This window comes from Pseudomonas sp. TE3895 (assembly GCF_056278855.1).
Genome location: NZ_JBWBQE010000001.1, coordinates 309262 through 323828, shown reverse-complemented (window position 1 = coordinate 323828; position 14567 = coordinate 309262). Strand labels below are relative to the sequence as shown.

The 14567-nt window shown below is 63.1% G+C and carries 10 protein-coding genes and 2 pseudogenes; 7 read left to right on the top strand and 5 right to left on the bottom strand.

What is annotated here, in order from left to right:
• Window positions 1–6: 6 nt before the first annotated feature.
• On the top strand, window positions 7–2265 hold the full coding sequence (gene parC / locus ACZ889_RS01455) for a DNA topoisomerase IV subunit A (RefSeq protein WP_003249492.1): 2259 nt from the start codon (window positions 7–9) through the stop codon (window positions 2263–2265).
• Between the two features lie 172 nt (window positions 2266–2437).
• Window positions 2438–3148 (top strand): PqiC family protein, encoded by a 711-nt coding sequence (locus ACZ889_RS01450; RefSeq protein WP_003249494.1) that lies wholly within the window; start codon window positions 2438–2440, stop codon window positions 3146–3148.
• Between the two features lie 411 nt (window positions 3149–3559).
• Here the strand turns inward: ACZ889_RS01450 and ACZ889_RS01445 are convergent.
• Window positions 3560–5018 (bottom strand): annotated as a pseudogene (locus ACZ889_RS01445) (AhpA/YtjB family protein).
• 134 nt (window positions 5019–5152) lie between these two features.
• On the opposite strand from ACZ889_RS01445, the gene serB reads away from it, so the two are divergent.
• Window positions 5153–6367, top strand: a complete 1215-nt coding sequence (gene serB, locus ACZ889_RS01440; RefSeq protein WP_003249498.1) for a phosphoserine phosphatase SerB — start codon at window positions 5153–5155, stop codon at window positions 6365–6367.
• A gap of 75 nt (window positions 6368–6442) precedes the next feature.
• Here serB and asd read toward each other — a convergent pair whose 3' ends face one another.
• The 3 genes from asd to ACZ889_RS01425 are packed head-to-tail and all read right to left on the bottom strand — an operon-like array spanning window position 6443 to window position 9705.
• Window positions 6443–7306 carry an archaetidylserine decarboxylase gene (asd, locus tag ACZ889_RS01435; protein ID WP_010955490.1) on the bottom strand — a complete coding sequence of 288 codons (864 nt, stop codon included), beginning with the start codon at window positions 7304–7306 and terminating at the stop codon, window positions 6443–6445.
• Between the two features lie 9 nt (window positions 7307–7315).
• Window positions 7316–8125: a rhodanese-like domain-containing protein gene (locus tag ACZ889_RS01430; RefSeq protein WP_014859346.1), complete on the bottom strand. Its 810-nt coding sequence runs from the start codon at window positions 8123–8125 to the stop codon at window positions 7316–7318.
• 44 nt (window positions 8126–8169) lie between these two features.
• Window positions 8170–9705, bottom strand: coding sequence for an HDOD domain-containing protein (locus ACZ889_RS01425; RefSeq protein ID WP_003249505.1), 1536 nt, complete (start codon window positions 9703–9705; stop codon window positions 8170–8172).
• A 130-nt stretch (window positions 9706–9835) separates the two neighbouring features.
• On the opposite strand from ACZ889_RS01425, the gene motA reads away from it, so the two are divergent.
• A complete protein-coding gene (gene motA / locus ACZ889_RS01420) occupies window positions 9836–10687 on the top strand; it encodes a flagellar motor stator protein MotA (protein WP_003249507.1) in 852 nt (283 codons plus the stop codon).
• A 3-nt stretch (window positions 10688–10690) separates the two neighbouring features.
• Window positions 10691–11731, top strand: coding sequence for a flagellar motor protein MotB (motB, locus tag ACZ889_RS01415; protein ID WP_173881214.1), 1041 nt, complete (start codon window positions 10691–10693; stop codon window positions 11729–11731).
• 307 nt (window positions 11732–12038) lie between these two features.
• On the opposite strand, the pseudogene rsgA reads toward motB, so the two are convergent.
• Window positions 12039–13072 (bottom strand): annotated as a pseudogene (gene rsgA, locus ACZ889_RS01410) (small ribosomal subunit biogenesis GTPase RsgA).
• A 151-nt stretch (window positions 13073–13223) separates the two neighbouring features.
• On the opposite strand from rsgA, the gene orn reads away from it, so the two are divergent.
• The gene (gene orn / locus ACZ889_RS01405) at window positions 13224–13766 is read left to right on the top strand and encodes an oligoribonuclease (protein WP_003249514.1); all 543 of its coding nucleotides are present in this window, start codon (window positions 13224–13226) and stop codon (window positions 13764–13766) included.
• Between the two features lie 91 nt (window positions 13767–13857).
• Window positions 13858–14469 (top strand): trimeric intracellular cation channel family protein, encoded by a 612-nt coding sequence (locus ACZ889_RS01400; RefSeq protein ID WP_003249516.1) that lies wholly within the window; start codon window positions 13858–13860, stop codon window positions 14467–14469.
• Window positions 14470–14567: the final 98 nt, after the last annotated feature.

Sequence of the window (14567 nt, the reverse complement as noted above, 5' to 3'; positions counted from 1 at the left end):
GCCCGCATGAGCGACTCACTGGAACTCAGCCTGGACGGCGTAGAACGCCGCTCGCTGGCTGACTTCACCGAACAGGCCTACCTCAACTACTCCATGTACGTGATCATGGACCGTGCCTTGCCGCATATCGGCGACGGCCTGAAGCCGGTGCAGCGCCGCATCGTCTACGCCATGAGCGAGTTGGGGCTCGATGCCGATGCCAAGCACAAGAAGTCGGCACGTACCGTCGGTGACGTGCTCGGCAAGTTCCATCCCCATGGCGATTCGGCCTGCTACGAGGCCATGGTGCTGATGGCGCAGCCGTTCAGCTACCGCTACACCCTGGTCGATGGCCAGGGCAACTGGGGTGCGCCGGATGATCCGAAGTCGTTCGCCGCCATGCGCTACACCGAGGCGCGGCTGTCACGCTACGCTGAAGTGCTGCTCAGCGAAGTCGGCCAGGGTACCGTGGACTGGGTGCCGAACTTCGACGGCACATTGCAGGAGCCGGCCGTGCTGCCTGCGCGCCTGCCCAACATCCTGCTCAACGGTACCACCGGTATCGCCGTGGGCATGGCCACCGACGTGCCGCCGCACAACCTGCGAGAGGTGGCCAGTGCCTGTGTGCGACTGCTCGATGAGCCCAAGGCAACCATCGAGCAGTTGTGCGAGCACATCCAGGGGCCGGATTATCCGACCGAGGCGGAGATCGTCACGCCGCGGGCTGAAATTCTCAAGATGTACGAAAGCGGCCGCGGCTCGATCCGCATGCGTGCCGTGTACCGCGTCGAGGATGGCGATATCGTCGTCACTGCGCTGCCGCACCAGGTCTCCGGGGCCAAAGTGCTGGAGCAGATTGCCGCGCAGATGCAGGCCAAGAAGCTGCCGATGGTCGCCGACCTGCGCGACGAGTCGGACCACGAGAACCCGTGCCGTATTGTCATCATCCCGCGATCCAACCGCGTCGATGTCGACGAGCTGATGCAGCACCTGTTCGCTACCACCGACCTGGAAAGCACCTATCGGGTCAACGTGAATATCATCGGCCTGGACGGCCGGCCGCAGTTGAAAAACCTGCGAACCATCTTGGTGGAGTGGCTGGAGTTCCGCACCAATACCGTTCGTCGCCGCCTGCAGCACCGTCTGGATAAGGTCGAGAGGCGCCTGCACCTGTTGGACGGTTTGCTCACCGCATTCCTCAACCTGGATGAAGTGATCCACATCATCCGTACCGAGGAATACCCCAAGCAGGCCCTGATCGAACGTTTCGAGCTGACCGAGATCCAGGCTGACTACATCCTCGAGACCCGCCTGCGGCAGTTGGCGCGCCTGGAAGAGATGAAGATCCGCGGTGAGCAGGATGAGTTGCTGAAGGAGCAAGCCAAGCTGCAGGCCTTGCTGGGGAGCGAGGCCAAACTGCGCAAGCTGGTGCGCAGCGAGCTGATCAAGGATGCCGAAACCTATGGCGATGATCGTCGCTCGCCGATCGTAGCGCGTGCCGAAGCCAAGGCCCTGTCGGAAAACGAGCTGATGCCGACCGAGCCCGTCACTGTGGTGCTGTCGGAGAAGGGCTGGGTGCGCTGCGCCAAGGGCCACGATATTGACGCCACTGGCCTTTCCTACAAGGCCGGCGACGGATTCAAGGCCGCCGCGGCCGGGCGCTCCAACCAGTTTGCTGTGCTCATCGATTCCACCGGCCGCAGCTACTCGCTGGCGGCCCACAGCCTGCCATCGGCACGTGGCCAGGGCGAGCCGCTGACTGGCCGTCTGACGCCGCCCCCGGGGGCGACTTTCGAATGTGTGTTGTTGCCTGACGACGATGCGCTGTACGTGGTGGCTTCGGATGCCGGTTACGGCTTCGTGGTCAAGGGTGAAGACCTGCAGGCCAAGAACAAGGCCGGCAAAGGCCTGCTCAGCTTGCCCAACGGGGCCAAGGTCATGACCCCGCGTCCAGTAGCTGATCGCGAGCAGGACTGGTTGGCGGCCGTGACCACCGAAGGCCGCTTGCTGGTGTTCAAGGTCAGCGACTTGCCGCAGCTGGGTAAAGGCAAGGGCAACAAGATCATTGGCGTGCCGGGTGACCGGGTGGCCAGCCGTGAAGAATTTGTTACCGATCTGGCGGTGATTCCCGAAGGCGCGACCCTTGTATTGCAAGCCGGCAAGCGTACCCTGTCTTTGAAGGCGGACGACCTGGAGCACTACAAGGGCGAGCGCGGTCGGCGCGGCAGCAAGCTGCCACGCGGGTTCCAGCGCGTCGATGGGTTGCAGGTGGAAGTGCCGACATAACCGGTTGTAATGTCTGGAACGGCAATTTCAACGCCGTTTCGGGCAGAAATGCTGGAGTCGGACGGTTATTTCGCGGATGATATGCCCCTTGCGGTGCCGGCGTGGCCGTGTGCCCGTTTGAATCTACATGTATCACTGCGGTGTGCCTTGTGGCAGCCGCCTGGATGGGATGATGAAATTTCTGCGCCTTCCATTTGCGCTGTTGATGACTGGCCTGCTGGGCCTTGGCGGGTGCACCATGCATCAGCCGGTTGCCCTGTATCAGCTCGACAGTGGTGATCCTGGCCAGCCGTCGCAGAGTGCGGGCATGGCCGTGGTACTCGGCCCGGTATCGGTGGCCGATTACCTTCAGCGTGAGACGTTTCTGCAGCGTCAACCTGATGGCAGCCTGAGCGCGGCGACCGACGGTCGTTGGGCTGGCAGCCTTTCATCGGATATCGACCAGCTGCTGGTGCGTCAACTGGCCTGGCGCCTGGACAGCCAACGCGTAGTACTGGCCCCGGCGACCGCAGGCTTCAGCCCGGACGTGCAAGTGCTGTTGTCGATTACACGCCTGGACTCGGGCAAGAACCAGCCGGCCATCCTGGATGCCCAGTGGCGTCTGCTTGACCGCCGTGGCCGTGTGCGTGACAACCGTATCATTCACCTCGAGCAGCAGCACGAGGGCAGTGAGTCGTCGCAGGTGCAGGCTCAGGGCCAACTGCTGCAGAAGCTGGCGGAACAGCTGAGCACGGCGGTGAAGCCGCTGGCCAACCAGCCGGCGATTGCCGAAGAAGCACCGAAAAAGCCCGCTGCACCGACGCAGGTGAAGAAGGGGCCGGAGAAACCCAAAATCCCGATGGCCTCGCCGATTCGCACCGATATGGAAGTTTATCGGTTCTGATCAAACGGCCAGATACGACAAAGCCCGCATTCGCTGCGGGCTTTTTTGTATCTGCCGGTCTTCGTAGGAGCGGGTTTACCCGCGAAGAGGCAGGCCCTGCTGGCCAATTTTCATCCGCCGTTCACCGTTGCCGCCGCTACCGTATTCGCGGGTAAACCCGCTCCTACATCTGATTGGGGTGGACACACATCGGGGGTTGATACTGGCCGCTGTAGGAGCGGGTTTACCCGCGAAGAGGCCGGCCCTGCTGGCCAATTTCCACCCGCCGTTCACCGTTGCCGCCGCTACCGTATTCGCGGGTAAACCCGCTCCTACCGGGGGGGCGCTATTGGCTGGATCTTGCGCCAGGCACGTGATCGCAAGGAAACCAGCCTGGCTCAAGACATGCGCTGTAGATGCAGCGTATGCCTGTCAGGCGCGGTGCTCATGCATGCGTGCCAGTTGCCGTTCCAGCATTGACGGGTAGGGCTCCATCAGTCGCTCCACACAGCAGGCGCCTTCGGGGCTGGCGATCGGGCGAATACGTGCGCGCTGGCGGATCAGGGCGTCATCGTTGATTTGCCGCTCCACCAGCAACAGGTTGCGGCTGTGCTGCGACAACGCCAGGGCATCCTGGACCTTCTCGGCCATCAACAGGTCAACCAGTTCCAGCCCATGCAGGTCGTTGCCCAAGACCAGGCCTAGCTGCAGTTGCAGGGTAATGCCGCTGTCGGCTACCTCGATCTGCAGGGCGTGGCCCAGGGCGCGCAACAGTTCGCCACAGCAGATGGCGTTGGTCAGGTAGTCCTCGCCACACTCGCGGCTGTGGAACAGCACCAAGGTGCTGCCGTCGTTCAGCGTGTGGGTTTCACCGTCGTAGAGCGAGGCTGCGTGCTCCAGGCAATCGCGGTAGCGCTCGGTCAGCTCGGCCAGGCGTGTGCGTGGCAGGCGACGCAGTTGCTCCTGCGAGCCCAGCTGCACGGCAAGTACGGCGCTGTACTGCGGCTCGTCGGACTCGACCTCTGCGGCGGCCTTGGGGGCAGTGTCGTCGTCCAGCAGGCCGGCGAAGGCCTCGTCGTCATCCTCGTCTTCCAGGGCAGCCTTGGCGCGCGGTACGGCCTTGGGTGCCGGGGCAGCGGCGGGCAGGTCGTCGAACTGCTCGTCGTCTTCTTCCTCAGGCTCCGGCTCCGGGGGGCGGAGGCGGGGCCAGGCGTGCATGCAGCTGGCGGGCGATGTCGCCAATTTCGTCCTGGCGGTCGGTGGCCGGGGTATAGGGCTGCGGGTCGCGCAGCCATACCCGCAGCTGCAGCAGTGGCAGGGTGATGAAGCGGCCCTGACGCAAGCTGAGGGCCAAGGCCAGGGCCAGCAGGATAGCGGCCAGAATGCCCATGCTCTGCAGGCTGATCAGCATCGGTTGCTGGAACTGGCTCATGTCCAGGCTGATGCGCAGCTGCCCGGCCGTCACGTCCTGGAACGTGATTTTGGTCTGGTACAGGCCTTCGGCCTCGCCCAGCAGGCTGTTGCGCGGGCGCTGGCCCGCTTCGGCGAGGATGCGGTTATCCACGCTGTAGATTGCGGCATGGGCCACCAGCGGGTTTTTAACCAGGTTGCCCAATAGCACGTTGAGGCTGAGGATGTCATTGGACACCAGCAGCTCGGTGGCCGATGTGGCCGTCTGGGTGGTCAGGCTCTGGCCCAAGGCATCGGCCTGCTCATGCATGGCCTGCTTGAACTGCAGGCCCATCACGCAGGCGTAGATCACCAGCGCCAGCGCCACCAGGAAAATGTTGGTGCAGGCGATGCGCAGTGCCAGCGGCACGCGACGTTGACTCAGGGCGCGATAGATCATCAGGAAGAAATTGTCTGGTTTGACTGGCGTGGGCCGGTTCACAGAGCTCGGCTCTTAATGGCATGAAAGTGGGGGGAGTATAGCGAGCCGGGTTTTGTCGGCAAAGTATCGTTGGCGCCCGATGGTCATGGAAAATCGGTAGAATGCGCATTTTTCATCGAAGTCGGAGCCAGGTTGTGCGCGAAATCGTCCTGATCAACATCACCGGTGAGGACCGTCCCGGTCTCACTGCGGCTATCACCGGCGTCCTGCTACAGGGCGGTGTGAGTATCCTCGACATCGGCCTGGCGGTCATGCACGGCACCTTGTCGTTTGGCATCCTGGTCGACATCCCGGACAACGAAGTGGCTACCGCGCTGTTGCAAAGCGTGCAGGCCAAAGCCCACGAACTGAACCTGCAGGCCCGTTACACGCCGATTTCCGAGGCGGACTACCAGCACTGGGCCGATGGGCATGGCGAAGCGCGCCACATCGTTACCCTGCTCAGCCGCAAGATCACACCCGAGCAGCTGCAGCGGGTGAGTGCGGTGATCAGCCAGTACGGCCTGACCATCGAGCGTATCGAGCGCCTGTCGGCCCGGGTGGCACTGGATGCCGAAACCGACAAGGGTAAGGCAGCCGTCGAGATCTCCGTGCGCGGTGTGCCGAGCGATGCCCAGGCCCTGCGTGCCGACTTCTTTGCCTTGGCTGAAGAGCTGAGCGTCGACATCGCCTTCCAGAAGGACGATCTGTTCCGCCGCAACCGCCGCCTGGCGGTGTTCGACATGGACTCCACGCTGATCGAGGCCGAAGTCATCGACGAACTGGCCAAGGCGGCGGGTGTGGGTGAGCAGGTGGCGGCGATCACCGAGCGCGCCATGCGCGGTGAACTGGACTTCCGCGCCAGCTTCAAAGAGCGCATGGCGCTGCTCAAGGGCCTGGATGTGGGGGTACTGGACGAGATCGGGGCATCGCTGCGCCTGACCGAGGGTGCCGAGAACCTGTTTGCCGAGCTCAAGCGCCTGGGATACAAGACCGCGATTCTGTCCGGTGGCTTTACCTATTTCGCTCGTCAGGTGCAGGCGCGCCTGGGTATCGACTATGTGTTCGCCAACGAACTTGAAGTGGTCGATGGCAAGGTGACGGGCGTGGCTGTTGAGCCGATTGTCGATGCCCAGCGCAAGGCCGATTTGTTGAAGAAGCTGGCCAGTGACGAAGGCTTGCAACTGGAGCAGACCATCGCCGTGGGCGATGGTGCCAATGACCTGCCGATGCTGTCGCTGGCCGGTTTGGGCGTGGCGTTTCGTGCCAAGCCGCTGGTGCGCCAGTCGGCCAAGCAGGCGATTTCCACCTTGGGTTTGGACGGGGTGCTGTACCTGCTGGGCCTGCGTGACCGCGACGCCCGCGGCTGATCCGTAAATCTGGGGCCGCATGGCGGCCCAATGAAAAGGCCCTGCATATGCAGGGCCTTTTTCATATGGCTCGAATCAAGCCTGCGCAGGCGCCGCCAGCTGCTGCCCCATGCGCACTGCAGAACCCGCACCCAGGCTCTCAGCCCACTTCACCTGCTCCGGCCCGAACAGCACGATGGCGGTCGAACCCAGCTTGAAGCGGCCTAGTTCGGCACCTTTCTCCAGGTGGATCGGCGTGCGGCTGGCTTCGTCGTAGCGGAAGGTCTTCAGCTCACGTTTGGGCGGCGTGACCAGCCCGGCCCATACCGTTTCGATCGAGGCGACGATCATCGCGCCGACCAGTACCACAGCCATTGGCCCACGCTCTGTATCGAACAGGCAGACCACACGCTCGTTGCGAGCGAACAGCTCGGGGACATTCTCTGCGGTGGTCTGGTTGACCGAGAACAGGCGGCCCGGTACATAGACCATTTCGCGCAGGGTGCCGGCCAGCGGCATGTGCACGCGGTGGTAGTCCTTGGGCGACAGGTAGATGGTGGCAAACTCGCCGCCCATGAACGGCGCGGCCATGGCTGGATCACCGCCCAGCAGCTCTTGCGCGCTGAAACCGTGGCCTTTGGCTTGGAAGATGCGGCCGTGCTCGATTGGGCCAAGCTGGCTGACCGCACCGTCGGCCGGGCACAGGATGGCGCCCGGGGTTTCGTCCAGTGGACGGGCGCCAGGTTTCAAGGCGCGGGTGAAGAACGCATTGAAGTGCTCGTAAGCGCTCAGGTCTTCGACCAGCGCCTCGCTCATGTTCACCTGGTAGCGCTTGGCGAACCATGCGGTGAAGGCGTTCTTGAACCAGCGCACGCGGCACTCGGCGATGCAGCCGGCCAGCCGCGACAGCAGGTGGTGCGGCAGCAGGTACTGGCTGATGATGAACAGACGGGATTTCATGCAGGTTCCTTAGACTTCTACAGGCGTGTCCGGGTGGTTGCCCCATTCGCTCCACGAGCCGGCGTAGGCCTTGACGCGTGGGTAGCCGAGGGCCTTGGCCACCAGGTAAGTGAAACCGGAGCGGCGGTGTGTCTGGCAGTGGGTGATCACCTCCTTGTCAGGGGTGATGCCCAGTTGCTCGAGGACTTGTTTGATGTCCTGGCGAATGCGCAGGTGGTCATTGAGGTCCATGCCGGCGGTCCACTCGAAGTTGATCGCGCCGGGGATGTGGCCGCCTTTGGCTGCCAGCACTTTTTCGCCGCTGAATTCCTGCGGGCCGCGCGCGTCCCAGATGACCAGGTCATCGGCGCCCAGGCGGCTTTGCAGGTACTCGCGGGTGGCAGTGGGTGCGCTGTCTATGTGCAGGTGCACCGGGGCGCTGCCAATGGCAGGCACTGCGGTGGACAGCTTGTCTGCCGGCCAGGCCTGGATACCGCCATTGAGGTAGTGGTAGCGCTCGTGGCCGATGACATCGAGCAGCCAGATGAAGCGCCCGGCCCAGCCGCCGCCTTCATCGTCGTACACCACATACACGGCATCGGCGCGGTGGCCGAGTTCGCTGAACAGTTTTTCGAGCTCGCCCAGGGCTGGCAGCAGGCCGGGCGCCGGGGGCTGGCCGAGCTGGGTGCGCTTGCCTTCGACAAAGCGCGCGCCGGGGATATGCCCGCTGACATAGCGGTTGGCGCTGCTCAGGTCGACCAGGATCAGCTGCGGCGAATCCAGGCGTGGCAGCAGGTCTGCAGCTTCGATCACCAGGGGCAGGCCGGAAAAGTCGGTCATCCACGGTCTCCAGTGTGGAAAGAGGGGCGATTGTAGCGCAAGGCTCAACCCTTGCGGTTGGTAAACACCGACAAGGCCCGCTCGATGCATTGCGCGGTCTTGCCGAAGGCTTGCACGCTGATATCGGCCAAAGGCCGGCAGCCCTGGTCGGCCACCAGCAGCATCAGCACCTGGTCGTTCGCAGCCAGCGAGCGAAGCAGTACATGTTCGCTGCGGAACAAGGTGCGCAGCGGGGCGGGCAACAGCGCCGAGAACTGGCTGTGGTTTTCCGGTGTGATGCGCAGCTGCCCGGCCTGACTCAGCAGCTTTTGCAGCAGCTTGTTCTGCGATACCTGCAGGGCCAGAGCTCCGGCCTCCTTGGGCAGGCCGGCAATTTGCTGCACGCGCAGGTAGTCACTGGCCTTGTCCAGGCTAAGCAGCATGATGCGTTGCATGCCGCAGGCCAGCAGGGCCTCACGGGCCTGCGTGGCCAGGTGCACGGTGTTGGTGAACGGGCTGGGTTGGGCCAGCAGGTGCTGACACAGCGTGCGCCAGCGTGCCAGATCGTCGCTGCTGGGCGGTGGCGGGGCCAGCATGTCCGGGTGAGGGCGGCGTTGGTGCCACGGCCAGATCAAGGCCTCGGCCGGGTGGAACAGGGCATGCCGGGCGTGGCGGCGGGCGCTGGCGGCAGCCTGCTGGTGCACCTGCTGCTGCACGTCTTCCAGCGAGGTTTGCAGGTACAGCGCGGTCAGCAGTTGCCAGCGCAGCAGGTGCGGGTTGTCCCAGCCGACCTGTGCCGCCAGGGCCAGGTTGTTGGCCAGCAGTACGGTATTGGCCGGCTGGTTGAACCAGCGCCGCAGGCCGGGCTCGGCGTCCAGGCGGTGTTGCTGGCTGAGCAGGTCTTCGTCGCGGGCGATATTCAGCACCTGGGCCAGTTGTTCGCGCTCTTCCAGTAGCAGGCGATAACCCTGGGTGACCCATTGGGGCAGGCGCCAATACTCGGCCATGGTCTGGCACAGCGCCATGATGCGCACGCCAAACAGTTCTTCCTCGACGTGGGCGGCGTCTTCACCTTTGTGGATAACCCGCAGCTCCCAAGTGTCGAGCAGCTTGGGGTAGGCCAGTGCCAGTGGCCAGAGTGGCGACAGGAACAGCAGGCTGCCCCAGTGAATCTCTTGCCACAGCCGTGCCAGGCGGCTGGCGAACAGGCCGCTGGCCTGCTGTGCCGCATGCTGGCTGATCATCTGGAACTGGCACAGTACCGGCGGAATTTCCTCCACGGGCAGCGCCGGCAGGCGTTTGAGAAGCTGCTCGCTGCGCTCCAGGCCCAGGCGGTTGAGAGCGACCTCCAGGCTTTCGGCGGGTTCGGCAAGGCTGGCATTGGTGGGGTGATTGGCTTCGCGCATCACTGACAGCACCAGTGCCGGGCTATCCTGCATCAGTTCGGCGATATCGCGCAGCGAGCGGCGGCTATCGTGGATGGCAGCCATGACCCGGTCGTAGCTGTGCTTCGGCACGGGGATGCGAACACTCTCGAGCAGCTTTACCCAGGCCTCTAGCGTACGCGGGGCCTGAGTGGGCACCTTGGTTTCAATTGGCATTTTGACATCAGTCCGAACTGGCTTTTCGCATTGAGTGGCTATAGTCTGGCGCAGTTCTGCCGATAAGTAGAAGAAGAGTTTTAAAGCTCCCGTCTCTTCCCCTGACCACGACAGCAAGTGCTTTGAACCTATGGCTAAAATTATCGGCATCATCGTCGTATTCGCGAGCGTGCTCGGCGGCTACGTGCTCTCCCACGGCAAGATCGCAGCGCTGATCCAGCCGTTCGAAGTACTGATCATCGGCGGTGCGGCCTTTGGTGCATTCCTGCAGGCCAACCCTGGCCACATGACCATGCACGTCATCAAGAAGTCGATGAAGATGTTCGGCTCGCGCTTCAGCCATGCCTTCTACCTGGAGGTGCTGGGCCTCGTTTACGAAATCCTCAACAAAAGCCGTCGCGAAGGCATGATGGCCATCGAGGCCGACATCGAGGACGCCGCAGCCAGCCCGATCTTCGCCAAGTACCCGACGGTACTGGCCGATGAGCGCATGACCGCCTTCGTCTGCGATTACCTGCGCATCATGTCCACCGGCAACATGGCCCCGCACGAGCTCGAGGGCCTGTTCGACATGGAACTGCTGAGCATGAAGGAAGAGCTGGAGCACCCGTCCCACGCGGTGACCGGCATCGCCGACGGTATGCCCGGGTTCGGTATCGTTGCGGCGGTACTGGGTATCGTGGTGACCATGGCCTCGCTGGGCGATGGCGATCAGGCGGCCATCGGCATGCACGTAGGTGCGGCACTGGTGGGTACCTTCTTCGGTATTCTGGCGGCTTACGGGTTCTTCGGCCCTTTGGCCAAGTGCCTGGAGCACGATGCCAAGGAAGAACTGAACCTCTACGAATCGATCAAGGCTTCGCTGGTGGCCTCGGCGTCGGGCATGCCACCTTCGCTGGCGGTCGAGTTCGGGCGCAAGGTGCTGTACCCCAAGCACCGCCCAAGCTTCGCCGAACTGGAACAAGCGGTTCGCGGTCGCTGAGTCATGGAGAACAATCAGCCCATCATCGTCAAGCGCGTCAAGCGCTTTGGCGGCGGCCACCATGGTGGCGCCTGGAAAATCGCCTTTGCCGACTTCGCCACGGCGATGATGGCGTTCTTCCTGGTGCTGTGGCTGTTGTCCACGGCCACGCCTGAGCAGAAGATCGCCATTGCCGGCTACTTCCAGGACCCTATTGGTTTCTCCGAGAGTGGCACGCCTTATGTCATCGACCTGGGGGGTTCACCGGAGATGGCGCCGGACAAAACCATCAATCCGGAAGTGAAGACCGAGCCGACGCAGCAGTCCCCCACTCAGCTGAGCAAGGACCAGGTCGAGACCATGGCCGAGCAGGTCGAGCGCGAGCGTCTGGAGCTGTTGCTGCAGGAACTGCAGAACAAGGTGGAAGAGAACCCGCAGCTGCAGAAGTTCAAGGACCAGATCCTGTTCGAGATCACCCAGGACGGCCTGCGCATCCAGATCATGGATGCTGAGAACCGACCGATGTTCGACATCGGTAGCGCGCGCCTGCAGCCTTACTTCGAAGATATCCTGCTGGCCATGGCCGACACCATCAAGGCGGTGCCGAACAAGATCAGCATCAGCGGCCATACCGATGCCAAGCCGTATGCTGGCACTGGCGAGTACGGTAACTGGGAGCTGTCGGCCAACCGCGCCAACGCCGCGCGGCGTGCCCTGGTGGCGGGTGGCTACCCGGACGGCCAGGTGGCACGGGTGGTGGGGTACGCCTCGTCGTCACTGTTCGACCGCAAGGACCCGTTCAACCCGGTCAACCGCCGTATCGACATCATCGTGCTGACCAAGAAAGCCCAGCGCAATATCGAAGGTGAGCAGGGTGCGCCGGAAACACCGCCAGCTGCGCCAACGGCACCTGCAGCGCCAGCCAGTGGTGCTGCGCCAGGGGCTTCGGCACCGGCTGACCCAGGGGCAACTGAACAGGCACCGATGCAACCGCGCGAGCTGCGCCAGAAGCTGAACATCTTTGAAGATGGCACGCTGAAGATGGATGAAGCCAAGGATCAGTAAGCGGCTTTTTGGGGTGGGCAACTGTGCTACCCACCACCTGAACGCTGGCGCGATCACTGTAGGAGCGGGTTTACCCGCGAAGCCGCCAGTGCGGTGAATGGCACCGGCGTTGCCGGTGTTCGCGGCTAAAGCCGCTCCTACATACGCATCGGTGATTGGGCGCAGGCCGTCGTAGGAGCGGGTTCACCCGCGAAAGGGCCGGACCTGCTGGCCAATTTCCACCCGCCGTTCACCGTTGCAGTCGCCACCGTATTCGCGGGTAAACCCGCTCCTACAAGGGATCGCGGCAACTTTCAATCCGAGCGTTTCAGTAGCTGTCTTCTGCCAGGCTGGCGATGATCGAGCGGTAGCTGTTCATGCGCTGCGGCTTGATCCGACCCTCTTCCAGTGCCTTGAGCAGCGCGCAGCCCGGTTCGCGGTCATGCTTGCAGTCGCGGAAGCGGCAGGTGCCGAACAGGTCGCGGAACTCGATGAAGCCATCCTCCACGTCGTCGCGGCTGACATGGCCAAGGCCGAACTCGCGAATACCCGGCGAGTCGATCAGGTCCCCGCCGTTGGGGAAGTGGTACAGCCGCGCCGTGGTGGTGGTGTGTGGGTACCTTGGCCTGACCATTCCGACAAGTCGCCGACGCGGGTGCCAGCGTCTGGCAGCAGGCTGTTGACCAGCGACGACTTGCCCACCCCCGACTGGCCGACGAACACGCTGATATGGCCGTCGAGTTGTTGCTGCAGGCGCTGCATGCCATCGCCGTGGTGTGCCGAAACTTCCAGCAGCGGGTAGCCCAGTTCGCGGTAGACCTCCAGCAGCGCATGCAGGCCGGGGCCGTTCTCGTCGTTGATCAGGTCGGCTTTGTTCAGCAGCAGCAGCGGGCGCAGGCCGGCGTGCTCGGCCGCTACCAGATAGCGGTCGATCAGGTTCGGGTGCGGCTCCGGCGCCGGGGCGAACACGATCACGATCAGGTCGACGTTGGCTGCCACCGGCTTGAGTTGACCATGGTTGTTCGGCCGGCACAGCTCGGTGCTGCGCGGCATCTGCGCCACGATTACGCCGATGCCCTGGTTACCCGCACGCCACACGACACGGTCGCCGGTGACCAGTGCTGGCAGGTTTGCGCGCAAATGGCAGCGGAACACCTGGCCTGCGGTTTCGCCATCCTGAGCTTCAACTTCTACCTGCACGCCGAAGTGCGCGATCACCAGGCCCAGTTGCTCCGGCCCCAGGTCGCCACCTTCCAGTTCCTGCAGTGCATGCTGCTCGCGTTTGGCCGCGCGAGCGGCGCGCTCGCCCTGGATTTTTTCGATCCGCCAGTTTTGGCGGCGATTGAGCTGGCGTTTGGCCATGAAGGTACCGTAAGAGAGGCCCGGCGTGGGCATTGAAAACGGCAGGCAGTTTAGCACGCCAGCCGCTGGACTATTCTGCTCACCTTTGTGCCGTGAATGGGCGTGCCTTGGCCACTAGGCTAATATGACCGCCTATATGAGGAGCCCCTGCATGCAAAACCCACAGAACCTGATCTGGATCGACCTGGAAATGACCGGCCTGGATCCGGACAGCGACGTCATCATCGAAATGGCCACCATCGTCACCGACAGCGAGCTCAATACCTTGGCCGAAGGCCCGGTGATCGCCATCCACCACAGTGACGAAGTGCTGGCGCGCATGGACGAGTGGAACACCCGCACCCATGGCGCTTCGGGGCTGACCCAGCGCGTGCGCGAGAGCAAGGTCAGCATGGCTGAAGCCGAGGCACAGACCATCGCCTTCCTCGAGCAGTGGGTGCCTAAAGGCAAGTCGCCGATCTGCGGCAACAGTATCTGCCAGGATCGTCGTTTCCTTTACCGCCACATGCGCAACCTGGAAAACTACTTCCACTACCGCAACCTGGATGTCTCCACCCTCAAGGAGCTGGCCGCGCGCTGGGCGCCGGACGTGCGTGACAGCTTCAAGAAGGGCAATACCCACCTGGCGCTGGACGATATCCGCGAATCGATCGCCGAACTGCGTCACTATCGCGAGCACTTCATCAAGCTGTGAGTCGAAACGGCGCAGATATTGTATCTGCGCCCCCTTTTGGTGCCTTGGGCAACTGGTTAGACTGCGCGCCTTTCCTGCACGGACCCGCACCATGTTGTTGATGCTCTACCTTATCGCCATTACCGCCGAAGCCATGACTGGCGCGCTATCTGCCGGGCGTCGCGGCATGGACTGGTTTGGCGTGGTGCTGATCGCCTGCGTCACTGCGCTTGGGGGTGGCTCGGTGCGTGATGTGCTGCTCGGGCACTACCCGCTGACCTGGGTGAAGCACCCTGAGTACCTGGTGCTGACCAGTTTTGCGGCGCTGCTGACCATTTTCATTGCGCCAATGATGCGCCGCCTTCGCTCGCTGTTCCTGGTGCTTGATGCCCTGGGGCTGGTGGCGTTTACCCTGATAGGTTGCATGACGGCGCTGGAGATGGGGCAGGGCATGCTGGTGGCGTCGATCAGCGGGGTGATCACTGGGGTGTTTGGCGGGATCCTGCGGGATATCTTCTGCAACGACATCCCGCTGGTGTTCCGCCGCGAGCTGTATGCCAGTGTGTCATTTGCGGCGGCCTGGTTCTATCTGGGATGCGTGTATTTCAAGGTGCCGGCGGAGCAGGCGATGTTGCTGACTCTGTTTGGCGGCTTCCTGGTGCGCCTGTTGGCGATACGCTTCCACTGGGAAATGCCCAAGTTTCACTACAACGACCAGCAGTAGCCTGATGCAGCCCTGTGGGAGCGGGTTTACCCGCGAAAGGACCGGGCCTGTCGGCCAATTTCTACCAGGCGTTCAATTTTGCCACCGCCACAGCATTC

Bases quoted from the DNA above. Each gene is read 5' to 3' on its own strand.
- ACZ889_RS01425 (WP_003249505.1), bottom strand. From the start codon at position 9,705: ATGCCAATTGAAACCAAGGTGCCCACTCAGGCCCCGCGTACGCTAGAG.
- ACZ889_RS01450 (WP_003249494.1), top strand. From the start codon at position 2,438: ATGAAATTTCTGCGCCTTCCATTTGCGCTGTTGATGACTGGCCTGCTG.
- ACZ889_RS01430 (WP_014859346.1), bottom strand. From the start codon at position 8,125: ATGACCGACTTTTCCGGCCTGCCCCTGGTGATCGAAGCTGCAGACCTG.
- parC (WP_003249492.1), top strand. From the start codon at position 7: ATGAGCGACTCACTGGAACTCAGCCTGGACGGCGTAGAACGCCGCTCG.
- orn (WP_003249514.1), top strand. From the start codon at position 13,224: ATGCAAAACCCACAGAACCTGATCTGGATCGACCTGGAAATGACCGGC.
- motB (WP_173881214.1), top strand. From the start codon at position 10,691: ATGGAGAACAATCAGCCCATCATCGTCAAGCGCGTCAAGCGCTTTGGC.
- asd (WP_010955490.1), bottom strand. From the start codon at position 7,306: ATGAAATCCCGTCTGTTCATCATCAGCCAGTACCTGCTGCCGCACCAC.
- motA (WP_003249507.1), top strand. From the start codon at position 9,836: ATGGCTAAAATTATCGGCATCATCGTCGTATTCGCGAGCGTGCTCGGC.
- ACZ889_RS01400 (WP_003249516.1), top strand. From the start codon at position 13,858: ATGTTGTTGATGCTCTACCTTATCGCCATTACCGCCGAAGCCATGACT.